The sequence below is a fragment of the Mycobacterium asiaticum genome (genome assembly GCF_001673365.1).
GTDB classification, from domain to species: Bacteria; Actinomycetota; Actinomycetes; order Mycobacteriales; family Mycobacteriaceae; genus Mycobacterium; species Mycobacterium asiaticum_A.
This window is the reverse complement of sequence record NZ_LZLS01000214.1, coordinates 70,003-94,939: the sequence shown is the minus strand read 5'-3', so window position 1 is coordinate 94,939 and position 24,937 is coordinate 70,003. Positions and strand designations below refer to the sequence as shown.

At 66.6% G+C, this 24,937-nt stretch carries 24 protein-coding genes and 1 pseudogene; 8 read left to right on the top strand and 17 right to left on the bottom strand.

Annotation, left to right across the window (positions count from 1 at the left end; all coding sequences use genetic code 11):
• Positions 1 to 36: 36 nt before the first annotated feature.
• From A5634_RS25515 to A5634_RS25495, 5 genes are all read right to left on the bottom strand, one after another.
• Entirely contained in the window at positions 37 to 699 is a 663-nt protein-coding gene (locus A5634_RS25515; RefSeq protein ID WP_065146808.1) for a sensor domain-containing protein, read from the bottom strand.
• Positions 699 to 1,166 carry a PH domain-containing protein gene (locus A5634_RS25510; RefSeq protein ID WP_065146807.1) on the bottom strand — a complete coding sequence of 156 codons (468 nt, stop codon included), beginning with the start codon at positions 1,164 to 1,166 and terminating at the stop codon, positions 699 to 701. The genes A5634_RS25515 and A5634_RS25510 overlap by 1 nt, the downstream gene beginning before the upstream one ends.
• Positions 1,163 to 1,645 (bottom strand): 6,7-dimethyl-8-ribityllumazine synthase, encoded by a 483-nt coding sequence (gene ribH, locus A5634_RS25505; RefSeq protein WP_065146806.1) that lies wholly within the window; start codon positions 1,643 to 1,645, stop codon positions 1,163 to 1,165. The genes A5634_RS25510 and ribH overlap by 4 nt, the downstream gene beginning before the upstream one ends.
• A 31-nt stretch (positions 1,646 to 1,676) precedes the next feature.
• Positions 1,677 to 2,954, bottom strand: coding sequence for a bifunctional 3,4-dihydroxy-2-butanone-4-phosphate synthase/GTP cyclohydrolase II (locus tag A5634_RS25500; protein WP_065146805.1), 1,278 nt, complete (start codon positions 2,952 to 2,954; stop codon positions 1,677 to 1,679).
• Between the two features lie 140 nt (positions 2,955 to 3,094).
• Positions 3,095 to 3,697 (bottom strand): riboflavin synthase, encoded by a 603-nt coding sequence (locus A5634_RS25495; RefSeq protein ID WP_065146804.1) that lies wholly within the window; start codon positions 3,695 to 3,697, stop codon positions 3,095 to 3,097.
• A 75-nt stretch (positions 3,698 to 3,772) separates the two neighbouring features.
• Between A5634_RS25495 and A5634_RS25490 the strand changes: the two genes are divergently transcribed.
• A complete protein-coding gene (locus A5634_RS25490; RefSeq protein ID WP_301337130.1) occupies positions 3,773 to 4,483 on the top strand; it encodes an LppX_LprAFG lipoprotein in 711 nt (236 codons plus the stop codon).
• Between the two features lie 5 nt (positions 4,484 to 4,488).
• Positions 4,489 to 6,126, top strand: a complete 1,638-nt coding sequence (locus A5634_RS25485) for an MFS transporter (protein ID WP_155769733.1) — start codon at positions 4,489 to 4,491, stop codon at positions 6,124 to 6,126.
• On the opposite strand, the gene ribD is transcribed toward A5634_RS25485, so the two are convergent.
• From ribD to fmt, 4 genes are read right to left on the bottom strand one after another with little or no spacing between them, the layout of a single operon-like run.
• The gene (ribD, locus tag A5634_RS25480) at positions 6,107 to 7,090 is read right to left on the bottom strand and encodes a bifunctional diaminohydroxyphosphoribosylaminopyrimidine deaminase/5-amino-6-(5-phosphoribosylamino)uracil reductase RibD (RefSeq protein ID WP_065146830.1); all 984 of its coding nucleotides are present in this window, start codon (positions 7,088 to 7,090) and stop codon (positions 6,107 to 6,109) included. The two genes, A5634_RS25485 and ribD, sit on opposite strands and share 20 nt — an antisense overlap.
• A gap of 44 nt (positions 7,091 to 7,134) precedes the next feature.
• Positions 7,135 to 7,854: a ribulose-phosphate 3-epimerase gene (gene rpe, locus A5634_RS25475; protein WP_155769730.1), complete on the bottom strand. Its 720-nt coding sequence runs from the start codon at positions 7,852 to 7,854 to the stop codon at positions 7,135 to 7,137.
• Position 7,855: 1 nt separating this feature from the next.
• Positions 7,856 to 9,277, bottom strand: a complete 1,422-nt coding sequence (locus A5634_RS25470) for an RsmB/NOP family class I SAM-dependent RNA methyltransferase (RefSeq protein WP_065146801.1) — start codon at positions 9,275 to 9,277, stop codon at positions 7,856 to 7,858.
• Positions 9,274 to 10,209: a methionyl-tRNA formyltransferase gene (gene fmt, locus A5634_RS25465; protein ID WP_065146828.1), complete on the bottom strand. Its 936-nt coding sequence runs from the start codon at positions 10,207 to 10,209 to the stop codon at positions 9,274 to 9,276. The genes A5634_RS25470 and fmt overlap by 4 nt, the downstream gene beginning before the upstream one ends.
• Before the next feature lie 124 nt (positions 10,210 to 10,333).
• On the opposite strand from fmt, the gene A5634_RS25460 reads away from it, so the two are divergent.
• Positions 10,334 to 11,155, top strand: a complete 822-nt coding sequence (locus tag A5634_RS25460; protein WP_065146800.1) for a class I SAM-dependent methyltransferase — start codon at positions 10,334 to 10,336, stop codon at positions 11,153 to 11,155.
• A gap of 17 nt (positions 11,156 to 11,172) precedes the next feature.
• Here A5634_RS25460 and A5634_RS25455 read toward each other — a convergent pair whose 3' ends face one another.
• Complete coding sequence (locus A5634_RS25455) at positions 11,173 to 11,658, bottom strand: MarR family transcriptional regulator (protein WP_065146799.1); 486 nt, start codon at positions 11,656 to 11,658, stop codon at positions 11,173 to 11,175.
• 213 nt (positions 11,659 to 11,871) lie between these two features.
• Here A5634_RS25455 and A5634_RS30060 point away from each other — a divergent pair.
• A pseudogene (locus tag A5634_RS30060) lies at positions 11,872 to 13,451 on the top strand (PE family protein).
• A gap of 4 nt (positions 13,452 to 13,455) precedes the next feature.
• On the opposite strand, the gene A5634_RS25445 reads toward A5634_RS30060, so the two are convergent.
• Positions 13,456 to 15,408 carry a primosomal protein N' gene (locus A5634_RS25445; RefSeq protein ID WP_065146827.1) on the bottom strand — a complete coding sequence of 651 codons (1,953 nt, stop codon included), beginning with the start codon at positions 15,406 to 15,408 and terminating at the stop codon, positions 13,456 to 13,458.
• Positions 15,409 to 15,539: 131 nt separating this feature from the next.
• Positions 15,540 to 16,259 (bottom strand): lysoplasmalogenase, encoded by a 720-nt coding sequence (locus tag A5634_RS25440; protein ID WP_065146797.1) that lies wholly within the window; start codon positions 16,257 to 16,259, stop codon positions 15,540 to 15,542.
• Between A5634_RS25440 and A5634_RS25435 the strand changes: the two genes are divergently transcribed.
• From A5634_RS25435 to A5634_RS25420, 4 genes are all read left to right on the top strand, one after another.
• Positions 16,258 to 17,211 carry an alpha/beta hydrolase gene (locus A5634_RS25435; RefSeq protein ID WP_065146796.1) on the top strand — a complete coding sequence of 318 codons (954 nt, stop codon included), beginning with the start codon at positions 16,258 to 16,260 and terminating at the stop codon, positions 17,209 to 17,211. The genes A5634_RS25440 and A5634_RS25435 overlap by 2 nt on opposite strands.
• 25 nt (positions 17,212 to 17,236) lie before the next feature.
• A complete protein-coding gene (locus A5634_RS25430) occupies positions 17,237 to 18,214 on the top strand; it encodes an alpha/beta hydrolase (protein ID WP_065146795.1) in 978 nt (325 codons plus the stop codon).
• A gap of 86 nt (positions 18,215 to 18,300) precedes the next feature.
• Positions 18,301 to 19,785 carry a flavin-containing monooxygenase gene (locus A5634_RS25425; RefSeq protein ID WP_065146794.1) on the top strand — a complete coding sequence of 495 codons (1,485 nt, stop codon included), beginning with the start codon at positions 18,301 to 18,303 and terminating at the stop codon, positions 19,783 to 19,785.
• A gap of 47 nt (positions 19,786 to 19,832) precedes the next feature.
• A complete protein-coding gene (locus A5634_RS25420; RefSeq protein ID WP_065146793.1) occupies positions 19,833 to 20,405 on the top strand; it encodes a pyridoxamine 5'-phosphate oxidase family protein in 573 nt (190 codons plus the stop codon).
• An 83-nt stretch (positions 20,406 to 20,488) separates the two neighbouring features.
• Here A5634_RS25420 and metK read toward each other — a convergent pair whose 3' ends face one another.
• From metK to mihF, 5 genes are all read right to left on the bottom strand, one after another.
• Positions 20,489 to 21,700 (bottom strand): methionine adenosyltransferase, encoded by a 1,212-nt coding sequence (gene metK, locus A5634_RS25415; RefSeq protein WP_065146826.1) that lies wholly within the window; start codon positions 21,698 to 21,700, stop codon positions 20,489 to 20,491.
• Between the two features lie 150 nt (positions 21,701 to 21,850).
• Entirely contained in the window at positions 21,851 to 23,125 is a 1,275-nt protein-coding gene (coaBC, locus tag A5634_RS25410) for a bifunctional phosphopantothenoylcysteine decarboxylase/phosphopantothenate--cysteine ligase CoaBC (protein ID WP_065146792.1), read from the bottom strand.
• A 15-nt stretch (positions 23,126 to 23,140) separates the two neighbouring features.
• On the bottom strand, positions 23,141 to 23,473 hold the full coding sequence (gene rpoZ / locus A5634_RS25405; RefSeq protein ID WP_065146791.1) for a DNA-directed RNA polymerase subunit omega: 333 nt from the start codon (positions 23,471 to 23,473) through the stop codon (positions 23,141 to 23,143).
• Between the two features lie 56 nt (positions 23,474 to 23,529).
• The gene (gmk, locus tag A5634_RS25400) at positions 23,530 to 24,135 is read right to left on the bottom strand and encodes a guanylate kinase (protein ID WP_065146790.1); all 606 of its coding nucleotides are present in this window, start codon (positions 24,133 to 24,135) and stop codon (positions 23,530 to 23,532) included.
• 58 nt (positions 24,136 to 24,193) lie between these two features.
• Entirely contained in the window at positions 24,194 to 24,508 is a 315-nt protein-coding gene (gene mihF / locus A5634_RS25395) for an integration host factor, actinobacterial type (protein ID WP_036355303.1), read from the bottom strand.
• Between the last annotated feature and the right edge of the window lie 429 nt (positions 24,509 to 24,937).

The following is a 24,937-nucleotide window of genomic DNA, read 5'->3' as shown; positions in this document are numbered from 1 at the left end:
GCCTCGGACGTCGTGGGCGACCCGGGTGATCCGGGATCAGGCCCGAGTGTCGATTTGAGCCCGCCGTTTAGCCGCCCACTCGGCCATCGGAAACCCGGCCTTGCCGTCACAGGCCGACATCATCAGCGCCGCCTGCGCTACCACGGCCAGACCGTAGTCGCAGGTCCAGTCCGGGCGCGTCATAGTCCAGACCAGCACACCGTCTGACGGGGTGGCGAAGGCACTCAGTCGCAGCGGGCCGAAGTCGCCCTGCGGACTCACGGCGGTGACATCACCCTGGCATTTCGAGACTTCACCGAAGCCCTTCCACACCACGTCATGTGCATTCAAGGTGCGGTCGTAGACGCCGATCGACTCGGCGTACATCCCCGTGCCCGTCGAACTGTAAGCCGACTCGGCGTAGTTGGCCGGGTGGGCCGGGCGTAGCGGCGAATCTTTGAACAACACCGCCGCCGTGCATTCGGCCGGTCGGGCACTGGTGAAATAGTTGGCACCCACCTCCGTGGCCCACGCGGGTCCGTACGGTGTCGACTCGCCGGTCTGTAGCAGCAGGTCGCGGGCCTGCAGCAGCGGCTTGCCCGTGGCCGAGGTCCCCGACGTCGCATCGGGTGCCCGCACCGCCTGGCCCGGCACCGACGTCGAACACGCGGCCAGTATCAGCAGCGTCACGGCAGCCGCTGCTTGGGTAAGCCCTCTCATCAGCGGGCGTGCAGGTCCGGTCGGTATCGGGCCAGCTGTTCCCGAACCGCATCCATCGCGTCGACCGCGCGTTCTTTGTCGACGGCCTGGATCGCCAGCACCGGAACGTACTCGTCGTCGGGCAGGTCGATCCGCGCCCAGCGGCTACCCGCCGGAAACGACACGTCGACCACCGCAGACCACGGAATCAGCTTGTCGTTCAACACATTACGCACCGAAATCCCGGCCGCACCAACGCGCAGCCGCGATCGGGTCAACAGCAACACCACACCCGCCAGCACCACGCCCAGCACGACGAACGCCACCTGGTCGGCCGTCTGGAACACCACCCCGCTCGATTTGATCTTGAGCACCAGGCCCACAGCGGTGTGCGCCAGCAAGATCACCACCGCCGCGCCGTACGCGAATATCGGCGTCCAGTGCGGACGGCACACCAGGTCCCACTGCGGGTCGGTCTCGGCCGTCATGATTGGGCCCGCAGGTCGCGCAGGGTCAGTGCGGTGGACACCGCGGCCGCGGCCGCCTGGGCGCCCTTGTCCTCGGCTGACGACGGAAGTCCGGCCCGATCGAGCGCCTGCGCCTCGGTGTTGGTGGTCAGCACGCCGTTGGCAACAGGTGTCGAAGCGTCCAGCGAAACGCGGGTCAGCCCTTGGGTTACCGCATCGCATACATAATCGAAATGCGGTGTCTCACCGCGTATTACGACACCGAGTGCGACGACGGCATCATGGTTGCGAGCCAGTTCCTGTGCGACGACCGGGATCTCGATCGCGCCGAGCACGCGGACCACGGTCGGGTGCTCGATGCCGGATTCGGCGGCCACTTTGCGGGCACCGGCCAGCAGCGCATCGCAGATCGTGCTGTGCCAGGTGCTGGCGACGATGCCCAGCTTGACCCCCGAAGCGTCGAGTACCGGGATTTCCGGCACTCCGGCGGCTCCGCTCATTCGCGCCGAACCTTCACGTCGCTCTCGGAACTCACAGAGCACCACCGAATTCGCCGGGGAGATGGCCCGCGTCATGAAAGTCGTCCAGGCCGGCCAGGTCGTGGCCCATCTTGTCGCGTTTGGTCATCAGGTAGCGGATGTTTTCGGCGTTGGCACGCACCGGCAGCGGCACCCGTTCGATGATGTGCAATCCATATCCGTCCAAACCGACCCGCTTGGCCGGGTTATTAGTCAGCAGCCGCATCGAACGCACTCCGAGATCGACCAGGATCTGCGCGCCGATGCCGTAATCCCTTGCGTCCGCGGGCAATCCGAGTTTGAGATTGGCGTCCACGGTGTCTTCGCCGGCGTCCTGCAACTGATAGGCCTGCAGTTTGTGCATCAGACCGATGCCGCGGCCCTCGTGTCCACGCATGTAGAGCACCACACCGCGCCCCTCCCGGGCGACCATGGCCATCGCGGCATCCAACTGTGGTCCGCAATCGCAGCGCCGGGAGCCGAATACGTCACCGGTGAGGCATTCCGAGTGCACCCGCACCAGCACGTCGTCACCGTCGGCGGTCGGGCCGGCGATGTCGCCCCGGACCAGCGCGACGTGTTCGACGTCCTCGTAGATGCTGGCGTATCCGATCGCGCGGAACTCGCCGTGCCGGGTGGGAATCCTGGCCTCGGCGATTCGTTGGATGTGCTTTTCGTGCTTGCGGCGCCACTCAATCAAGTCGGCGATGGTGATCAGCGCGAGCCCATGCTCGTCGGCGAATACCCGCAACTCGTCGGTCTGCGCCATCGAGCCTTCGTCTTTTTGGCTGACGATCTCGCAGATCGCGCCCGCGGGCTGCAGTCCGGCCATCCGGGCCAGGTCGACGGCGGCTTCGGTGTGTCCGGGACGCCGCAGCACGCCACCGTCCTTGGCCCGCAACGGCACCACGTGACCGGGGCGGGTGAAATCCTGGGCGATACTTGCCGGATCGGCCAGCAGCCGCATCGTGGTCGCCCGGTCAGAGGCCGAAATCCCGGTTCCCACACCGTTTCTCGCATCGACGGTGACGGTGTAGGCGGTGCCGTGCTTGTCTTGGTTCACCGCGTACATCGGCAACAGTCCCAGCCGGTCGCAAACTTCGCCGGCCAGCGGCACACACAAATATCCCGAGGTGTAGCGGACCATGAACGCCACCAACTCCGGGGTGGCCTTCTCCGCGGCGAATATCAGGTCGCCTTCGTTCTCGCGTTCCTCGTCGTCGATGACGACAACGGCTTTGCCCGCCGCAATGTCGGCAACCGCCCGTTCGACGGAGTCCAACCTCGTCATCGTTGTGTTCCTTACCTGGCTGCTGTTGCATTCAGTATGAACCACCTTCTCGCGAGCCGAACCGCACGGCGATTTTCACCGGCGAATTTCGGCAGGGTGGTTCGGCACGCGCTCAAGACACGCGCTCAAAAGAGGGCGCTCTAGCTGCTTTGCAAAAGCCGCTCGACGTACTTCGCGATCACGTCAACCTCGAGGTTCACCTGGGTGCCGACCGGGGCCGAACCCAAGGTGGTCAGCTCGCGCGTGGTTGGAATCAGCGAGACCTCGAACCAGTCGAATGACTCGGCGCCCAGGCCCGAGACGGTCAACGAGATCCCGTCGACGGTGATGGAACCCTTTTCGACGACATAACGCGCCACCGCCGCCGGCATCTTCACCCGCACCACCTCCCAATGCTCCGAGGGGGTGCGGGCCACAATCTCGCCGGTGCCGTCCACGTGCCCCTGCACGATGTGCCCGCCCAGCCGGCTGTTGACGGCCGCGGCGCGTTCCAGGTTCACCCGGCTGCCGGGCCGCAGCTCGCCCAGATTGGAACGGTTCAGCGTCTCGGCCATCACGTCGGCGCTGAACTGGCCGTCGGCCAGGACGTCCACCACGGTGAGGCACACCCCGTTGACGGCGATCGAGTCGCCGTGGCCGGCGTCGGAGGTGACGATCGGCCCGCGGATGACCAGTCGCGCTGCGTCGGTGAGCGCGTCCCGGCCGGTCACCTCTCCCAGTTCCTCAACAATTCCGGTGAACATCGCACCAGGTTAATGAGTATTGGCACGCCCCCGCACCCGCCTGGCTCCCGGGTCGGCTTCGGGCAACCCTCTACGATGCAACGTATGCAGACCCCCCGACGACTCTTAGCCGTCCTTGCCGCACTAAGCGTCGCAGTCATGCTTGTCGCCGGGTGCACGATCACGAAGAAGGCAAAAGGCGGGAATCTGCCGGACGCGAACACGCTGCTCAAGCAGTCCACCGAAATCACCAAGGGCGTCAAGAGCGCACACATCGTGCTCACCGTGAACGGAAAAATCCCGGGTTTGTCCATCAAATCGCTGACCGGCGACCTGAACACCGAGCCCACGGCGGCCAAGGGAAACGTCAAGCTCATCTTCGCCGGATCTGAGATCGATGCCGACTTCGTGGTGTTCGAAGGCACCCTGTACGCGGCCCTCGGCCCCGACAACTGGTCCTCATTCGGCAAGGCTTCCGACGTCTACGATCCATCGCAAATTTTGAGTCAGGACAAGGGCCTAGCCAACGTGCTGGCGAACTTTTCCGACGCCAAAGCCGAAGGGCGGGACAACATCAACGGCCAACCTGCCATTCGGATCAGCGGGAAGGTCAGCGCCCAGGCGGTGAACGCGATCGCGCCGCCGTTCAGCGCCAGCGAGCCCGTGCCGGCCACCATCTGGATACAAGAAAACGGTGAACATCAGCTGGTGCAGGCCAAGCTGGAACGGGGCGAGGGCAACTCAGTGCAGATGACCCTGTCGAACTGGGGCCAGCAGGTCCAGGTCACCAAGCCGACGGAGAAATGATGAGCATGCGTGCAGGACGTCGAGTCGCGATCAGCGCGGGCAGCCTGGCGGTACTGCTGGGCGCGCTGGACACCTATGTCGTGATCACCATCATGCGCGACATCATGAACAGTGTCGGCATCCCGTTGAACCAGCTGCAGCGCATCACCTGGATCGTCACGATGTACCTGCTGGGTTACATCGCCGCGATGCCGCTGCTGGGCCGGGCTTCGGACCGGTTCGGCCGCAAGTTCATCCTGCAATGCAGTCTGGCGCTGTTCATGATCGGCTCGGTGCTCACCGCGCTGGCTGTGGACATCGGCAAATTGACCTTCGATGTCGGCGACTACATCGTCTCCTTCGCTGACCCGAACCGGGCTTTCCAGGTTCTGATCGTCGGCCGCACCATTCAGGGCATCGCCAGTGGTGCCCTACTGCCGGTCACTCTGGCGCTCGCCGCAGATTTGTGGTCACAGCGCAACCGTGCCGGAGTGCTCGGTGGAATCGGTGCCGCGCAGGAGCTCGGCAGCGTGCTGGGCCCGCTGTATGGCATCTTCATCGTCTGGCTACTGCGCGACTGGCGCGACGTGTTCTGGATCAACGTCCCGTTGAGCGTGATCGCCATGGTGATGATTCACTTCAGTCTTCCCGCGCACGACCGGCGGATCGAGCGCCAACGCGTCGACGTGGTCGGCGGTCTGCTCCTCGCCCTGGCTTTGGCCTTGGCGGTGATCGGGTTGTACAACCCGAAACCCAACAGCGAACAGGCGCTCCCGAGCTATGGCCTGCCGTTGATAATCGGCGCGTTGGTCACTGCCGCGCTGTTCGTCGTGTGGGAAATCTTCGCCCGTACCCGACTGATCGAACCGAGAGGTGTGCGCTTCCTGCCCTTCTTGGCTGCGCTGGGCTCATCGGTCTGCGCCGGCGCGGCACTGATGGTGACGTTGGTCAACGTGGAGTTGTTCGGCCAGGGCGTGCTGGGCAAGGACCAAGTCGCAGCGGCCGGCATGCTGCTGTGGTTCCTCGTCGCGCTGCCAACCGGAGCGGTAGTAGGCGGATGGATCGCGACCCGGATAGGCGACCGGATCGTGACATTCGTCGGTCTCCTCATCGCAGCGGGAGGCTATGTGCTGATCTCCCACTGGCGAGGCGACCTGCCCACCTCCCAGCACAGCATCTTCGGACTGTTCTCTCTGCCCGCCATGCATACCGACCTGGTGGTCGCCGGTATCGGGCTCGGCCTGGTGATCGGCCCGTTGTCTTCGGCCACCCTGCGGGTCGTCCCCGCAGCCCAGCACGGCATCGCCTCTGCATTGGTGGTGGTAGCGCGGATGACCGGCATGTTGATCGGTATGGCTGCCCTGAGCGCCTGGGGCTGGTATCGGTTCCACCAGATCAAAAGCTCGATGCCGGAAAGTTCAAGAGGGGGCGGCTCGACGGAGGCTGGGGCCGCCGCGGAGGGAGCTCAGTCCATCCACGCCTTTGCTCAGATGTACGGCGGGATTTTCATGGTGACGGTGGTCATTTGCGTGGTGGGTGCCCTACTGGGTCTGTTGCTGCCCGGTCGTGACTTTCACGTCGACGAACCGGAACCCGCCGACCAGCTCGAGCCTGCGCGCCCCCCGGAAGAGGCGGAAGCGGTTTCTACCGAGCAACCAGGCTAAGCAGCAGGTCCGGTCCCACCTGCTCGACGCTGTCGAACTGCCAGCGCAGCGCGTGCGCCATGCTGGACACACCGACGTCGTCGACGGCAGTCACCGGGCCGCCCAACAGGATCGGCGCGACATAGGCCAGGATCCGGTTGATCGCACCGGCCCGCAGGAAGGCGCCGGCCAGGGTCGGGCCACCTTCCAGCAGCACGTCGGTGCGGTCCGCCAGCGCACGCAGGACTTCGACCGGTTCGTGGGTGCGGATCACCATGGTTCGCGAATCGTCGTTGAGCACATTGGCTTCCGGCGGGACTTCGCGCTTGCCCACCACCACCCGCAACGGCTGCTGCGGGGCAAGTGCGCCGTCCGGCAGCCGGGCGGTCAGGGTCGGGTTGTCGGCGAGGACGGTGCCGGTGCCGACCACGATCGCGTCGGCGATCGCACGACGGCGGTGCAGGTCGGCCCGGGCGGCCTCGCTGGAAATCCATTGACTGGAACCGTCGGCGGCGGCGCTGCGACCGTCGATGCTGGTGGCGTACTTCCACGTCACGTGCGGATAGCCGGTGCGCTGTTTGAACAGCCATTCCCGTAGCGGGCCGGCCGCGACCTGATCGGCCATGATGCCCGAGCGCACTTGTACGCCTGCTGCCGTAAGACGGCCCGCGCCGCCGCCGGCGATTCCGTTGGGGTCGGCGACGCCGTAGATCACCGTCCCTACCCGGGCTTCGATCAGGGCGTTGACGCAGGGCGGGGTCTTACCGAAGTGGTTGCACGGCTCCATGGTGACCACGGCGATCCCACCGGCGGCCAAACCACCTGCGCGGCGCAGCGCGATGACCTCGGCGTGATCTCCGCCGGCGGGCTGGGTGGCGCCGACACCGACGACCCGCCCCTCCTGGTCCACGATGACCGCCCCGACCGGCGGGTTCGGATAGGTAGTGCCCTTGACCTGGTAGGAGTGCTCGATGGCCAGGCGCATCGCCTCGTCGATGCTTTTGACCTGCTCGGGGAGATTGGCGCCGGTCACGAGCCGCTCACCGGCCCAGAATGAGGCCCGAAATGAGGTGAAGCCGCGCCGGCTTGTCGGCGCAGCGCCTCCACCGCTGCGGCTGGGTCCTGCGCACCGTAGACCGCGGACCCGGCGACGAAGCAGTCGACGCCGGCCTCGGCGGCCTGTTCGATCGTGTCCTCGTTGATGCCACCGTCGATCTCGACGAGGATCTTCAGGTCCCCCGCATCGATCAGCTTGCGCGCAGTCCGCACCTTGCTCAGCACCTCCGGAATGAAGCTCTGGCCACCGAAGCCCGGTTCGACGGACATGATCAGCAGGGTGTCGAACTGGGGCAGTATCTCCAAATACGGCTCCAGCGGCGTCCCCGGTTTAACGCTGATGCCTGCTTTAGAACCCGCCGCGCGGATGTCGCGAGCCACTCCCACCGGGTTGTCGGTGGCCTCGGCGTGGAAGGTGACGTTGTAGGCCCCGGCCTCGGCGTAGGGCGGTGCCCAACGGTCGGGGTTCTCGATCATCAGATGGCAGTCCATCGGAATATCGGTGCTGGCCAGCAGGCTCTCCACCACCGGCAGCCCGATGGTCAGGTTCGGCACGAAGTGGTTGTCCATCACGTCGACGTGCAACCAGTCGGCACCGCGCACCGCGGCTGCATCGTCGGCCAGCCGCGCGAAGTCGGCTGCCAGGATCGATGGCGCGATCAGGGGACCCCCCGTACCAGACATGAGCGACACCTTACTGGCGGCGCAGCGCGGCCGCGAACATAGCGTCGGTGCCGTGTCGATGCGGCCATAGCTGCACGTAGGGACCACCCCCGAGATCGACAGGCTCGAAGAACGGCCGGGTATCAAGTGCCTCGACCGGGTGACGGCGCAGCGCGTCGGCGACCACACCGACCGTCTCGGCCAGATGCGGTGAGCAGGTCGCATACAACACCACCCCGCCCGGGCGGGTCAGCGCGATCGCGGCGGCCAGCAACTCGCGCTGCAGCTTGGCCAGCGTGGGAACGTCGGACGGCTGACGTCGCCAGCGCGCCTCCGGCCGTCGTCGCAGCGCCCCCAGCCCGGTGCACGGCGCGTCGACAAGCACCCGGTCGAAGCCCGGCTGCAGGCCCGACTCCCGCCCGTCCACCCGCACGATCTCGACCGGCAGCCCGCTGGTGTTCTCGGCGACCAGCTCCGCGCGATGCTCCGATGGCTCGACGGCGGTCACGCTGGCCCCGGACTGCGCACCGATCGCGGCCAGCAACGCGGTCTTGCCGCCCGGCCCGGCGCACAGGTCCAGCCACCGCCCGGCGTCGCCGTCGACCGGGGCTAACGTCAGCGCCCGCGCAACCAGCTGACTGCCCTCGTCCTGAACCAGCGCCTGACCGGCGCGGACCGGCGCGAGTTGGCCCGGGTCGCCGCCGGGCAGGTAGACCGCGTAGGGCGAATAACGACCGACGGTGCCCCCTACGGCGTCGGCCAGTTCGGCGGCGCTAAGCACTCCGGGCCGGGCCGCCAGGTGTACTTGTGGCCGTTCGTCGTCGCTGGCCAGCGCGGCTTCGAGTTCTCCGGCCGATGCTCCCAGCGCGTCGGCGAAGGACTGGGCGATCCAGCGCGGGTGGGCATGCACGAACGCCGCGTGCCCCACCGGGTCGTTACGTGGGGCCAGTTCTTCGACCCAGGACTTTTCGTCCCGGCCGGCGATCGTGCGAAGCACACCGTTGACGAAACCTGCTCGCGCCGAATCGAATTCGATTCCGGCCTGGTCGACGGTGGTGGACACCGCGGCGTGTGCGTCGACTCGGGTGCGCAGCAATTGGTAGGCGCCCAGGCGCAGCAACTCCAGCAGTATCGGATTGATGGTGTCCGGCGCACGTCCCGCGGCCGCGCCGATGACTGCGTCCAGCAGTCCTTGGGTTCGGCAAGTCCCGTAGGTCAACTCGGTGGCGAATGCCGCATCGCGGCCGGTGATGCCACGCTCGCGCAGCAGAGCCGGCAGCACCAGGTTTGCGTAGGCGTTTCGCTCACTGACCGCCCGCAACGCGTCGAATGCCGCCCGGCGTGCGGGATCGAGCGGCTTGCGGCGCGGCCGGGTCTGCGGCTTCTGGCCCCGCTGGGGTGTTCGCTGCGGTTTGCGGTCGGGACGCTTGCGGTAGGGCTTGTCCTGACTCATGACGCCCGTATCGCGGGGTCGAGCCGAGCGCCGCGGGCCCAGTCGGCGGCATTCATGAGCTTCTTGCCGGGCGGCTGAATCTGCCCCAGCCGCAACGGCTTTGACGCGGTGCCAATCCACACACTGTTACGGGCAACGTGAATGCCACCGGGCGGCACCGACTTTGGCGCCTCTTCATCGCCGAGGTGTACCGGACCGAGTTTGACGCGCAGATCGCCGATCAGCGTCCAGGCGCCGGGGTTCGGGGTGACCGCGCGGATCCGCCGCTCTATCACCTGTGCCGGGAGGTCCCACCGCACCCGGGCCTGTTCGACGGTGATCTTCGGGGCCAGGCTGATGCCGTCGGCCGGTTGCGGTCGCGGCGTGAGAACTTGGTCGGCGATGCCGTCCAATGTGGTCGACAACAGTGCCGCGCCCGAAACCGCAAGCCGTTCAAGCAAATCGCCCGCGGTGTCGGTGGGCCGGATGGTCTCGGTGACGACACCGTAGACCGGGCCAGAGTCCAGGCTGGGTTCGATTTGAAAAGTGGTGGCTCCGGTGATGGTGTCGCCGGCAGCGATGGCGGCCTGCACCGGCGCCGCACCACGCCAGGCCGGCAGTAACGAGAAATGCAGGTTGATCCAGCCGTGCTGCGGAACCGCGAGCAACCCGTCGCCCAGCAGCGCTCCGTAGGCCACCACCGCACAGCAGTCCGGCGCCAGCTCGGCCAGTTCCGCGACGAACTGCGGTGAGTTCGGCTTGGCGGGTCGCAGCACCGCAATGCCGCGGTCGAGCGCCTCGCGCGCCACCGGCGACGGCTCCGGCTTGCCTCGCCGACCTGCGGCCGCGTCGGGCCGGGTCAGCACCGCGACGACGTCGTGGCGCGATGAGTCCAACAGGCGGCGCAACGAAGGAAGCGCGGGTTCGGGGGTGCCGGCGAAGACGAGGCGCACCGGCACAGTCTAGGAACACCTACTCACTGGACGGTGAGGCTCCCAGACTCACAGCCAACTATAACGTTGACTATGCATACTGTGTCCTGAGTATATGGTTTGCCCTTACCGTGAAGGAGATTCGATGACAATCGGCACACCCATCCAGGACTGCACGCTGGCGGCCACACATCGGGCGATGTGGGCCCTGGGCGATTACGCCCTCATGGCCGAAGAGGTAATGGCCCCGCTCGGCCCGATTCTGGTCGCTGCCGCCGGAATTGGACCGGGCGTTCGGGTGCTCGATGTTGCGGCCGGATCGGGCAATATCTCTCTTCCGGCCGCCAGGACCGGCGCCACCGTCGTCTCGACGGACCTCACCCCGGAATTGTTGGAACGTTCCCAGGCCCGCGCAGCCGAAGAAAATCTGAAGCTGAGCTACCTGGAAGCCAACGCTCAAGCACTTCCGTTTGGCGACAACACGTTCGACACGGTGATCTCCGCGATCGGCGTGATGTTCGCCCCCGAGCACCAACTCGCGGCCGACGAGTTGGTCCGGGTGTGCCGGCCCGGCGGAACAATCGGGCTAATCAGTTGGACGCACGAAGGATTCTTCGGCCGCATGCTGGCCGCCATCCGGCCCTACCGGCCGAGCCTGTCAGCGTCCCTGCCGCCGTCGGCGCTGTGGGGGCGCGAGAATTACATCGGCGGGCTGCTCGGCGAACGCGTCACCCGCGTCGATGCGTCCCGCGGGCTGCTGTCCGTGACCCGGTTCGACACCGCCCAAGCTGTCCACGACTACTTCAAGAACAATTACGGGCCGACGATCGAGGCTTACGAAAACATCGGTGCCAACCAGGTTTTGGCTGCCGAACTCGACACGCAGCTGGTCGAACTCGCGGGTGAATACCTGATCGACGGCGTGATGGAGTGGGAGTACCTGCTGCTCACCGCCGATAAGCGGTGACGACGAGAGCCCGGCGCCTAGATCTCGTCGACATCGACCTGTGCGTCGGGCTCACCGCCGGCGGCGGTGAACGCCGTGAGCGCACGGACCAGCCCTTGACGTTCGGCCGCCGGCATTTGCCCGACGATACGGGCGATTTCTATCCGCCGGTTTGCCATGACCTTCGCGACCACCTCGCGGCCACGCTTGGTCAACGCGGCAAGCAGCTCGCGCCGGGACGTCGGATGCGGCAGGCGATCGATCAGTCCGGCCCCGACCAGCCGGTCGACCATGCGTCCGGTTGCCGACGGTTGCACTCCCAACAGAGTCGCCAGCGTCGCGAGATTGATCGGGCCTCGATTCGACAGGATTACCAATGTCCGAAATTGCGGAATGGTTATGCTGTCGTCAACCTGGCCAATGGAGTGAGCGGAGATGGCGATCAACAAACGAGACGCGGTGAGCAACGCATCGGTGATCATGTCCAACGATTCATCGGCCGCCGTCGTACTTTCTGGTGCCATCTACGCCCCCTTTTTCGCTCGGCAGCTAGATCAGAAAGTGTAACAGCCCCCGGCATTTACAGTTTCTGACAGACATATTGTCCTAGGCATCTTGTTCTAGGCATCGCATCCTTGGCTTCGGCCCGTTCTCAGCGCGTCATTCTTCCAATCGCGAGTCGAACTCTGCCCGTGGCGCTACGATCCGATCCAGCACCGGGATGCTAGGAGAAACCGATGTCTTACGTTATCGCTAACCCTGAATCAGTTATGAGCGCGGCCGGAACCTCTCTGGGATCGGCACAGCGATCAACGAAGCCAGCACCGCAATCGCCAGCCAGACGACCGCCGTTGCCGCAGCCGGCGCCGACGAGGTTTCGGCTGCCATAGCGGCGTTGTTCGGTTTGCACGGCCAGAGCTACCAGGCGCTGAGCGCTCAGGCTGCGGAATTTCACGACCGGTTCGTGCGAATTCTGCTCGGCGGCGCAAACTCTTACGCGAGCGCCGAAGCTGCCAACGCCGCTCAGACGGTGCAAGACGATGTGCTCGGGCTGATTAACGCGCCCACCCAGGCGTTGCTGGGTCGCCCGCTGATAGGCAACGGCGCCGACGGTACCGCGACCAGCCCGAACGGCGGTGCAGGCGGACTGCTGTCCGGCAACGGCGGCAACGGCTATTCCCCCACAACGGCCGGAGGACTTGCCGGTAACGGCGGAGACGCCGGACTGATCGGCAACGGCGGAGCCGGCGGCGCGGGTGCGGCCGGCGGGCTCACCGCGGCCGGCACTAACGGTGGCGCCGGCGGTGCCGGCGGTTGGCTGTACGGCGCGGGCGGCGCGGGCGGGACCGGCGGGACCACATCGGCGCCCGGTCTGGAAGCGGGCAACGGCGGCGCCGGCGGCCGATCGTGGCTGATCGGCCCAGGCGGGTTCGGAGGCGCGGGCGGGGACTCAACCGGGGGCAATCTTGCCAACAACCTGGCCAATGCTGGTTCCGGCGGCGCGGGCGGCAGCGCCGGGATCTTCGGGGACGGCGGCGCGGGCGGGAACGGCGGAAAAGCCACCACAGCCCTGACCAGCGGAGGTAACGGCGGTGGCGGCGGAGCCGGCGGTAATGCGGGCTTGTTCACTGGCAACGGCGGTGCGGGCGGGGTCGGCGGTAACGCCGATACGACAGCCGGCGGCGGCGGCAATGGCGGTAACGCCGGGCTGTTCTTAGGCACCGCCGCGAACGGTGGCAACACCGGCACAGGCAACGCCGGCGCAACGGGCGGTACCGGCGGCAACGCCGGGCTGTTCGGCGTTGGCGGTGGCGGCGGTGCAGCGTTCGCCAATGTTGGCGCGCACGGTGGCGCCGGCGGCACCGGCGGGATGTTGTGGGGCGCCGGCGGTGCCGGTGGGAGCGCGAGCGGTGGGTCCTTTGTGTTGCCTGCCCTAGGTGTTGGCGGCAAGGGCGGCGACGCCGGGTGGTTCGGCACCGGCGGCGCAGGCGGCAATGCCTCCACAGCTCAAGGAACCGGCGGCAACGGAGGATCTGGCGGCAGCTTCTGGGGTGACGGTGGCGCCGGTGGGTCTCAACTCGTGTTCGGCGGCGGTAAGTCCCACGGCGGTAACGGAGGCATGGCCGGAATTATCGGAAACGGCGGTGCCGGTGGGTCAAGTGTTGCCCAAGGCGTCGGCAACACTGGTGGCAATGGCGGCAACGCCCAGTACATTGGCAACGGCGGAAACGGCGGAAACTCTAAAGTCACACCCGGCAGCGGCGGCACCGGCGGAACGTTGTATGGCCAGCCCGGACAGCCGGGCTCGAAAGCGTAGGCCTCTAGCCGATATGCAGCGGGTCGATCTGCACCCGGACCGGCTCGTGTGTCTGGCGCGCGCTGAGCACGCCGACCGCGCCGCGTAACGCCGCCGCCAATTGCAGGCCATCTGCCCGGGCGACCCGCACCAGCATGCGGGTAACAGCGACGTCCCCGGCTATGCCCGCCGGGCGGCGCGCGCCCGCGGGCAGATCCACCGGCCCGAGCAGCTCCGCACCCTCGGGTAGCCGCGCCTCCTCGAGCAGCGCCGCAACAGCATCCGCAGTGCCGTCGAGGGCAGCGATATGCACGCTCGGTGGCAACCCGACTTCGGCCCGCGCGGCGAGCTCGCTACCGGCGTGCCCGACCGGATCCCAGCGGATCAGCGATTGCACTGTGGGAAGGGAAGATTCGGCGACGATAGTGACTGTGCCGCCCAGGCCGTCCGCGCCTCGTGATCGCACCAGCGCGGCCGCGCTCATCCAGCGCCACAGCGCGTCCTCGGCCGCGCGTAGGTCCTGCCGTCCCAGCAACGCCCAGGTATCCAGCAACAGCGCCGCCCCGTACCCACCCGCAGCGCTCGGCTCGGCGCCGGGAGTGGCAACAACCAGCGCCGGTCGGGCCGCAACCTCCGCGACGATCGCATCACCGGCCGAGGTCACCACCGGAGTCCCGGGGAATGCGCGCCCCAACTCTTCGGCGGTGCGTCGGGCCCCGACGATCACGGCACGCACAGAATCGGAACCGCAGCGGGCACACCGCAGCGCCGGGTCCACCCGGCCACACCAGCGGCATGCCGCGCCCCCGCCTCGCTCGACCAGCGCCAACGGGCCCGTGCAGTGCCGGCATCGGGCGATGGTCCGGCAACGTCCGCAGGCCAGCGACGGCACGTATCCCCGTCGCGGCACCTGCACCAGCACCGGCGCTCCGGCCTCCAATGCCGATCGGGCGGTGCGCAGTGCGATCGAAGGTAGCCGCGCGGTACGTGCTGCCGGGTCGCGTTCGTCGGCGTAGCCGGTGTCGTCAAGCGCAACCACCCGCGGTGTGCGGGCACGCACCACCGGGCGGGGCGCGACGATGTCGTGGGCCCACCCGCTGCTGATCAGCGCCTGAGCCTCGGCGGTGCGCGAGTAACCGCCGATGAGCGCCGCGCAGCGCGCCTGGTGCGCCCGCAGCATCGCCACCTCCCGGGCGTGCGGATAGGGCGCCCGCGGTTCGGCGAGGCTGTCATCGGCATCGGACCACACCAGCACCAGACCCAGATCCGCGACCGGCGCGAACCCCGCGCTGCGGGTGCCGATCACCACGCGTGCACTGCCCCGCAGTGCGGCCAGCCACCGCCGATAACGCGCGGCAGGACCCAACCCGGCCGAGAGTGCGACCACACAGTGCTCGTCGATTCGGCCGACGGTCGCTTGGTGCAGCGCGTCGAGATCGCGCTGATCAGGCACGATCGCCAGCGCCGAGCGTCCGGTCGCGACCGTTTGCGCGGCCGCCTCCGCGAACCGCTCGGCCCACTGCTCCCCCGGCAGCACCTGCCATACCGCACGGGCGGCACGCGACTCGGCCAGCGCGGTCAGGAATTGCCCACCGCGGCTGTATACCTCCCATCCGGCCAGATCCACCGGCGCCACGACCGGTAACGCCGCCAGGGCGGTGGGTTCCTTCTCCACTCGGGCGTGCCGGGCCGGCACAGCGAGCCGCAATACGTCCGGTCGGGTTCCGGCGTAGCGGGCGGCGACGGCTTCGACCAGCCTGCGGATCTCCGGAGTCAGCACCGGTTCGGCCGAGACGACGCGATCGAGCCAGCCGAGCTTGCCCTGGTGATCGGTGTCGTTGCGCCGTTCCAGCACAAAGGCGTCGACCAGCCGGCCGTGGAACCGCACCCGCACCCGCACCCCCGGCTGGGCGTCGTCGGACTGCTCCGGTGTCACCAGATAGTCGAACTCACGATCCAGGTGCGGCACCGACAGCATCGGCAACACCCGCGCGATCGGTTCGACCTCCGAAGAGGTGCGGGCTGACGCACGGTCGGATGCGCGAGATGCGTTGTTGCCCACAGTCTTTCTTGTCAAAGTGGGTCCACCGTAGCTGAGGCTACCGACAGTCAGCTCTCAGCGGCCCGATCTTGCCTGCCGAAGAAGAACCCGGCCGTGATCAGGATTTCCGCGGCGGCATACGACCACCAGATCGGTACCGCCAGCGCCTCGTTGCCCAGGATGAAACGGCTGATCGCGATCATGGAATCCGAGGCCGCGAAACACACCGCCCCCACCGCGGTCCAGATGGTGGGCAGGCGGGCCAGCAGGGCCGCGCACACCATTGCACTGAGCACGATGATGTAGACGGTCACCGGGATGGTCAGATTTTCCTTGTCGTTGGAAAGATGCGGCCAAAACCAGATCAACATCGAACCGGTCGCCAGCACCATCGCGACGCAGGCCGCGACACGGCCCCGCGAGGGCGCGGCGTGCGGGAGTAGCGCGCCGAGAAAACATATGTGCGCCAGCAGGAATGAACCCAACCCAAGGACGAACGACATCGTCCACCACGGAATCGACAGCAGCCAGTCACCGCCGGCCGAGAACAGCAACGCGGGCACCAGCCAGCGCCGTTCGCGCGCGATGGGATGCGCGAGCGCGGCGATGGCCAGCAGGACCGCCATCGATGCCTTGAACGGCGGCTGCAGGATCCAATGCCCGGTGAGTTCGCTGCCCGGCGGCATGCGCAGGGCAATTACCGTCAGATAAATGCCATAGGCCATTCCCGCCCAGCAGGCGGCCACCCAACCGCCGACCAACAGACGGGATGCGTACGGTACCTCCATGCCCAGTTTGGACAACACCGCAGATGAGAAACCCGGAGTCGATCCCATCCTGCAGAAGGTACTGGATGCGGTTCCGTTTCGGCTATCCACCGACGAGGGCATCGACGCGGTGCGACAGCGGTTGCGCGACCTGCCACGCCGACCGCTGCATCCCGAGCTGCGCGTGGAAGACCGCTCGATTGACGGTCCCGGCGGTGCCATACCTATCAGAATCTATTGGCCACCAACCGAATCCGTGGCTCCGGTGGTGATGTTCTTCCATGGCGGCGGATTCGTGACGGGTGATCTGGACACCCACGACGGCACTTCACGCCAGCACGCCGTCGGCGCCGACGCGATCGTGGTGTCCGTCGACTACCGACTCGCACCCGAGCATCCCTACCCTGCCGCCGTCGAGGACGCCTGGGCGGCAACGCGATGGGTTGCCGAGCACGCAGAAGAGCTCGGCGCCGACACCTCCCGCATAGCAGTCGCTGGAGACTCGGCCGGCGGCACCATCTCGGCGGTGACCGCGCAGCGGGCCCGCGCTGAAGGCGGGCCACCGATTACCTTCCAGCTGTTGTGGTACCCGTCCACGATGTGGGATGCGACGCTGCCGTCGTTCACCGAGAATGCCCGCGCGCAGATCCTCGATGCCAAAGCGATCGCCGACTTCTCCCGTTGGTACGCAGGCGAAGTCGACATGTCCAACCCGCCGGTAGGCATGGCACCGGGGCGGGCGAAGGACTTTTCGGGGCTGCCTCCGGCCTACATCGCAGTCGCTGGTCACGACCCGCTGCGCGACGACGGCATCCGCTACGGGGAGTTGCTGGCAGCTGCCGGCGTCCCGGTAGAGGTGCACAACGCCGAGACCTTGGTGCACGGGTATGTCGGGTACGCCGGTGTGGTGCCCGCCGCCACCCAGGCGATGGATCGCGGTTTGGCCGCACTGCGCGTTGCGCTGCACGAATAGCCACCCAACTGCGTACGGTGAGGCCATGACCGAGGAGTCGACCGGTACCCGATTGGGCATCGATCCGATGCTCAAGATGCTGCTCGATGCCGTCCCGATGACGTTCTGCGCGGCGGATGGCGTCGAGGTCGCCCGCGAGAAATTGGCGGCACTGAAGGCTCCCCCGGAACTACTGCCGGATCTGCGTATCGAGGAACGCACGGTAGGTCACGGCGACCTCACCGACATCCCGGTGCGGATCTACTGGCCACCTTCTACCAGCAACGGAGTTGCAGAGGACAACCTGCCCGTCGTCGTGTTCTATCACGGCGGCGGTTGGGCTCTCGGCAGCTTGGACACCCACGATCACGTTGCGCGCGCTCATGCCGTCGGCGCCGACGCCATTGTGGTGTCAGTGGACTACCGCCTGGCACCCGAGCACCCGTTCCCGGCCGGCGTCAACGACTGCTGGGCAGCCCTGTGCTGGGTCGGAGAAAACGCCGCGGAGTTAGGTGGCGACCCGAATCGCCTTGCCGTAGCCGGTGATTCGGCGGGTGGCAATATCTCCGCGGTGATGGCGCAGCGCGCCCGTGACGCCGGTGGGCCGGAACTGGTCTTCCAACTGTTGTGGTACCCCTCCTGCATCGGTGACCGTTCGCTGCCGTCGTTCACCCAGAATGTCGCCGACCCGATATTGGATGCGGACGCGATAGACGCGTTCCTGGCCTGGTACATCCCGGACCTCGACCTCAGCGACCACACCACGCTGCCCGCCCACCTGGCTCCCGGCAACGGCGAGCTGTCGGGCCTGCCGCCGGCTTTCATCGGCACCGCCGAGCATGACCCGCTGCGCGACGACGGCGCCCGTTACGCGGAATTGCTGACGGCCGCCGGAGTTGTTGTGGAGTGGTCCAACGAGCCGACTATGGTGCACGGCTATGCCAGCTTCGCGTTGGTGGTGCCGGCGGCCGCCGAGGGGTTGAATCGCGGGCTGACGGCCCTGAAGAGGGCTCTGCATCCGTAAACCGTTGTGTGACGACTGTTGAGCGGTCAGCGCTGAAACGCCGGCGCAGTATCCTGCGGTAAACCATCCTGAGAAGGAATTGCGTCATGCCTACCGCGCCCGATCATCACGTCGTCATCGTCGGTGCCGGATTCTCCGGCATCGGCAGTGCCATCAAGCTCGACGAAGCCGGCCTGTCCGACTACCTGATCGTCGAAGCCGGCGACGGCGTCGGTGGCACCTGGCACTGGAACACCTATCCCGGTATTGCCGTGGACATCCCGTCGTTCTCCTACCAGTTCTCCTTCGAACAGAGCCCGAACTGGTCCCGCACCTATGCTCCCGGCGGCGAATTGAAGGCGTATGCCGAACACTGCGTCGACAAGTACGGTCTGCGGTCGCGGATCCGGTTCAACACCAAGGTGATTTCCGCCGAGTTCGACGACGAGCACGGGTGGTGGCGCGTGCAAACAGATCCCGGCGGCGAAATCACCGCCAGGTTCCTCATCAGCGCCAGCGGCGTGCTCACCGTGCCGAAACCGCCCGACATCGACGGGGTGGACTCATTCGACGGCGTCACCATGCATACCGCGCGTTGGGACCACAGCCAGGACCTGACCGGCAAGCGAGTCGCGATCATCGGCACCGGCGCCTCGGCCGTCCAGGTGATCCCGGAGATTGCGCCGATTGTCGCCCAGCTCACCGTCTTTCAGCGCACCCCGATCTGGTGCTTCCCCAAGTTCGACGTGCCGTTGCCGGCGGCGGCTCGCTGGGCGATGCGGGTTCCCGGCGGCAACGTGCTGCAGCGGCTGCTCAGCCAGGCGTTCGTCGAGTTGACGTTCCCCATCTCGGCGCAGTACTTCACGGTGTTCCCGCTGGCCAAGAGGATGGCGAGCGCGGGCCGGCGCTACCTGCGCCAGCAGGTGAAGGATCCCGAGGTGCGTGAGAAACTCACGCCGCAGTACGCCGTGGGCTGTAAGCGGCCCGGCTTCCACAACACCTACCTGTCCACGTTCAACCGCGACAACGTCCGGCTGGTGACCGAACCCATCGACAAGATCACCCCGGACGCGGTGGCTACGACCGACGGCAAACACCACCTCATCGACGTGCTCATCCTGGCCACCGGCTTCAAGGTGATGGACACCGACAACGTGCCCACCTACGCCGTCACCGGCAGCGGTGGCCGGTCCTTGAGCAGGTTCTGGGACGAGCATCGCCTACAGGCCTACGAAGGGGTCAGCGTTCCCGGATTTCCAAACATGTTCACCGTGTTCGGTCCGTACGGCTACGTCGGGTCGTCGTATTTCGCGCTGATCGAAACGCAGACGCATCACATCGTGCGGTGCCTCAAACGGGCACAACGCCAGGGCGCCACGCGGGTAGAGGTGACCGAGCAGGCCAACACCAGGTACTTCGCGGAGATGATGCGCAAACGCCACCGACAGATCTTCTGGCAGGACAGTTGCCGACTGGCCAACAGCTACTACTTCGACAAGAACGGCGACGTCCCGCTGCGGCCGACCACCACCGTCGAAGCTTATTGGCGCAGTAGGCGTTTCGATCTCGACGACTACCGGTTCAGCGCCTGAGCGCGCACCGGCGTCGGCTGTCTGTGCGAGAACGCTAGGCTGCCACGATGGCCAAAGTGTTCCCCCACATCGACGAGTCGTTGCGGGAGTTCATCGCCGAGCAGGCCATGTTCTTCGTGGCGACCGCGCCGTCGCAGGGCGGCCGGGTCAACCTCTCGCCCAAGGGATATGCGGACACTTTCGCGGTGCTAGACGAGCACACCGTCGCTTATCTCGACCTGTTCGGCAGCGGCGTGGAAACCATTGCGCACCTACGCGACAATGGCCGCATCACGTTGATGTTCGTTTCGTTCACCCGCAATTCCCGCATCCTGCGCCTGTTCGGACGGGGCCGGATCGTGCGCCCCGATGACCACGAATTCGCCCGTGTGCGAGCACATTTCAAAGACCTGCATCCTGGCGTGCGGGCGGCCATCGTCGTCGACGTGGAACGGATCGCCGACGCATGCGGTTTCGCGGTGCCCTACTACGAACTCGTCGAGGACCGCCCGGTGCTCGACACCTATCACGCCAAGCAGCCCGACGAGGCGTACCAGCGCTCAATTGGCCGCAACCAGCACAGCATCGACGGCCTGATCGGGTTGGATCCCGACCACCCGCTGCCGCCCGAGGTGCAGTAGCTGCCGTAATTTTCCGCGAGCAGACGCAGAATCGCACGAGAAGACGAGCTTTTGTGCGATTCTGCGTCTGCTCGGCGAGAGGGCTAAATGGCGCGCTTGAGGTCGTCGACCTTGTCCAGCTGCTCCCAGGGCAACTCGACGTCAGTGCGCCCGAAGTGCCCATAGGCAGCGGTCTGCGCGTAGATCGGACGCAGCAGGTTCAGGTCGCGGATGATCGCACCGGGCCGCAGGTCGAAGACCTCCGGGATGATCTTCTCGATCTTGACCGGGTCGACCGCCTCGGTGCCGAACGTCTCGATGAACAGCCCGACGGGGGCGGCCTTGCCGATGGCGTAAGCCACCTGCACCTCAACCCGCTCCGCCAGCCCCGCTGCCACCACGTTCTTGGCCACCCAGCGCATCGCGTACGCCGCCGACCGGTCCACCTTGGACGGGTCCTTGCCGGAGAAGGCGCCCCCACCGTGCCGTGCCCAGCCGCCATAGGTGTCGACGATGATCTTGCGTCCGGTCAGCCCCGCGTCGCCCATTGGTCCGCCCAGGACGAACTTGCCGGTCGGGTTGACCAGAACCCGCGTCGACGACGAATCCAGCGTCTCGTGCGCCAGGTCTTCGAGCACCGTGGCCAGCACGTGCTGGCGGATGTCGGGATCGAGTGTCTTAAGCAGGTCGATGCCGTCGGCGTGCTGAGTGGAGACCACGACGGTGTCCAACCGCACCGGGACATTGTCCTCGTATTCGATGGTGACCTGAGTCTTGCCGTCTGGCCGCAGGTAATCCAGCGTGCCGTTCTTGCGCACCTCGGTCAGCCGCCGCGACAGCCGGTGCGCCAGCGCGATCGGCAGCGGCATCAGCTCGGGGGTGTCGTTGATCGCGTAACCGAACATCAGGCCCTGGTCGCCGGCGCCTTGGGAGTCCAGTGGGTCGGCAGCGCCCTCCACGCGGGCCTCGTGCGCGGTGTCGACGCCCTGGGCGATGTCGGGCGACTGGGCGCCGATGCCGATGTTGACCCCGCAGGAAGCTCCGTCGAAACCTTTGTCCGACGAGTCGTAGCCGATCTCGAGGATCCGCTCGCGCACCGTGTTCGTGATGTCGGCGAACGCCTCTTTCGCCGAGGTGGTCACCTCGCCCACCACGTGCACCTGGCCAGTGGTCACCAGCGTCTCGACGGCAACCCGGGAGCGCGGGTCGCCCGCCAGCAGCGCATCGAGAACCGAGTCACTGATTGCGTCGCAGATCTTGTCTGGATGCCCCTCGGTCACCGACTCACTGGTAAATAGCCGACCCTTCTCGCTCACCCTCATGTCCTTTCGATAGCCCAAACGTTAGTTAGGCGAATTATTCTTGTTGCCTCTTAGCAAACCGGAGTCACCCGGTCGTCCGCAAATTTCTCGGGTTCCCGACGGGCCACGCTGCCCGGCCACGAGTCATCCGCTGAAGTATCTGTGTTATCCGGGGTCCCCGTGTAGGAATGTCGCGATCGCGTCCACAATACGGCTCGCCATCAACGTCTTGGACCCGTGCTGCAGCGCCGACTCGGTTCCGTCCGCCGCCAGCAGCCACCCGTCGTTGCTGTCCACCTCGAACGCCCTGCCGTCGCCGACGGCGTTGACGACCAACAGGTCGCAGCCCTTGCGCCGCAGTTTGGCCCGGGCATGGAACAGCACGTCCCCGTTGGCGTCGCCGGTCTCGGCCGCAAACCCGACGATGGCGCGCATATTGGGCAGCTGACCGTGCGATCGGGCCTGCACCGCCTCGGCCAGCACGTCGTCATTGCGCACCAACTCGATCGTCGGCGCCGCGTCAGCAGTCTTCTTGATCTTCGCGGTGGCCACCGCGGTGGGGCGGAAATCCGCCACCGCTGCAGCCATGACCAGCACGTTCACTTCCGGCGCGTGCTTGGACACCGCGTCGCCGAGTTGCTCTGCGGAACTGACGTGGACCACGTTGACCCCGGCCGGGTCGATGAGTCCCGCGGTGTGCCCGGCGATTAGCGTGACCTCGGCACCGCGTTGGGCGGCCACGCGCGCAACGGCATAGCCCTGCTTGCCGGAACTGCGGTTGCCGATAAAGCGCACCGGGTCGATCGCCTCACGGGTGCCGCCCGCAGTGACCAACACCTTGCAACCCGCAAGGTCATACGGCAGCGCATCGTGACGCTCCAGCAGCAGGTGGGTAAGCGTGGTGATCTCCTCGGCCTCGGGCAGTCGGCCGGCGCCGCTGTCAGTGCCGGTGAGGCGTCCGGAGGCGGGTTCGAGCACTACCGCGCCGCGCCGGCGCAGGGTCGCGACATTGTCGATGGTCGCCGGGTGCAACCACATCTCGGTGTGCATCGCCGGTGCGAACATCACCGGACATCGCGCGGTGAGCAGCGTTGCGGTCAGCAGATCGTCAGCGCGCCCGGCGACGGCGCGGGCCAGCAGGTCAGCGGTGGCCGGGGCGACCACCACCAGGTCGGCCTGCTGACCGAGACGGACGTGCGGCACCTCCGGTACGTCCTGAAAGACGCCGGTGTGCACCGGCTCCCCCGAGAGCGCCTCGAAGGTGGCGGCACCGACAAAGCGCAACGCGGATTCGGTGGGAACGACCCGGACGTGGTGACCTGCCTCAGCGAGCTGACGGACTACCGTGCAGGCCTTGTAGGCCGCGATACCGCCGGAGACTCCGACTATGACTCTCTTTGAGACCCTCTTTGAGACCCGCGTGCTGCGCTCACTTCCCATGGCGCGCCGGGCCCGTTACTCGCCCTCGGTGTGTTCGAGCAGGTCGGCGTGGATTTCGCGCATCGCGATCGAAAGCGGCTTTTCCTGCAGCCCCGGCTCGACCAACGGGCCGACGTATTCGAGGATGCCCTCGCCGAGCTGGTTGTAGTAGTCGTTGATCTGACGGGCCCGCTTGGCCGCGTAAATCACCAGCGCGTACTTGCTCGACACGCGGTCCAGCAACTCGTCGATGGGCGGGTTGGTGATGCCCAACGGGGTGTCGTAGGCGCTTGCGCCTCCCGTGGCGGGATCAAACTGGTCCACTGCGGGAACGGCGGCCAACGACGCGTCGGACGGCGAAATACTCACGTAGAAATTCTCCTGGCGGCATAGAGCGGGTTGACGAATAAGAACTTGAAAGAGACTTACGCCGGCTGCGGCGCGTTTCCCACCAGCAAGGATACCAATTCTGCGCACGCAGACTCTAATCGGCGATTTACCACGACGACGTCGAAGTCGTCCTGGGCTGCCAGCTCGATGCGGGCGGTATCCAATCGGCGCCGGATAACCTCGGGAGTTTCCGTGCCCCGGCCCACCAGCCTGGCCTCCAGATCCTCCCAACTGGGCGGGGCCAAAAAGACGCTGGTCGCTTCTGGCATCGCGCTTTTGACGGCTCGGGCGCCGGCCAGGTCGACCTCGATGAGCACCGGAAATCCGGAGCCGGTCGCGGTCCGCACAGGCTCGGCCAGGGTGCCCGAGCGATGCAATCCGCCGTGGATCTCGGCCCATTCGAGCAGTTCGCCCTGATCGATCAGTTGTTGAAAGCGGGCGGGGGTGACGAAGTGATAGTCGACGCCCTCGACTTCCCCCGGCCGGGGTGCCCGCGTCGTGGCCGAAACGCTGAAGTGCAAGTCCGGTATCCGCTCCCGCAGACACCGGACCACCGTCGACTTACCGACCGCGGAGGGACCGGACAGCACGACTGTTCTTCCGACAGCCGTCCTACCATCCGGTCCCCCGCCGGCGCTCACTGGCGCTCCCGGGTCGGTACCCCCACAACAGGCCGTCTGGCCTGCATCGTCAGGAGGGTTAGGAGCCGAACTTTTCCAGCAGGGCCTTGCGCTGACGGTCGCCAAGACCACGCAGGCGACGGGTCGGCGCGATCTCCAGCTCGGTCATGATTTCCTGCGCCTTGACTTTGCCAACCTTCGGCAACGCCTCCAGCAGCGCAGACACCTTCATCTTGCCCAAGACTTCGTCGCTCTCGGCGTCTTTGAGCACCTGGGTGAGGTTGGTGCCGCCACGCTTGAGCCGATCCTTGAGCTCTGCTCGTGCTCGACGTGCGGCAGCAGCCTTCTCCAACGCGGCCGCGCGCTGCTCGTCGGTCAACTGGGGAAGGGCCACGATTCCTCCGTCTCTCATCGATATCTGTCGGATATCTGTCGATCTACTTTGTCTTGGCCGGGTACTCCAGCCAGCGCAGACGACCGTACTCAGGCTTCCTGACGAAATCTAACCCGACCCCCCGGTTGCGGGGTCATTTGTCCAGCGTGCGTCCGGCACGGCCCTGCCTCGCGGCAGCGTCGCGCGGCCTCCTCAGCAACTTCCGCGGTCTGCGAAGCCGCCCCGGCGGTCGTGTCCGCAGGGGTCGTCTCCGAGCCCGAATAGTGCGTTCTAACTGCGGTTTCGCGGAACTGAACGGACCTGATCGCCTCGGTGTGTGCCGCCGTGGCCGGTCGCGATAGCAGACAATCCCAGGTCGCAGTGCCGCAGGTCACGGATTTTTCTCGCCGTTCGCGCGTGTCGCGCGCCCTCGAACGTCGCCGCGACCGC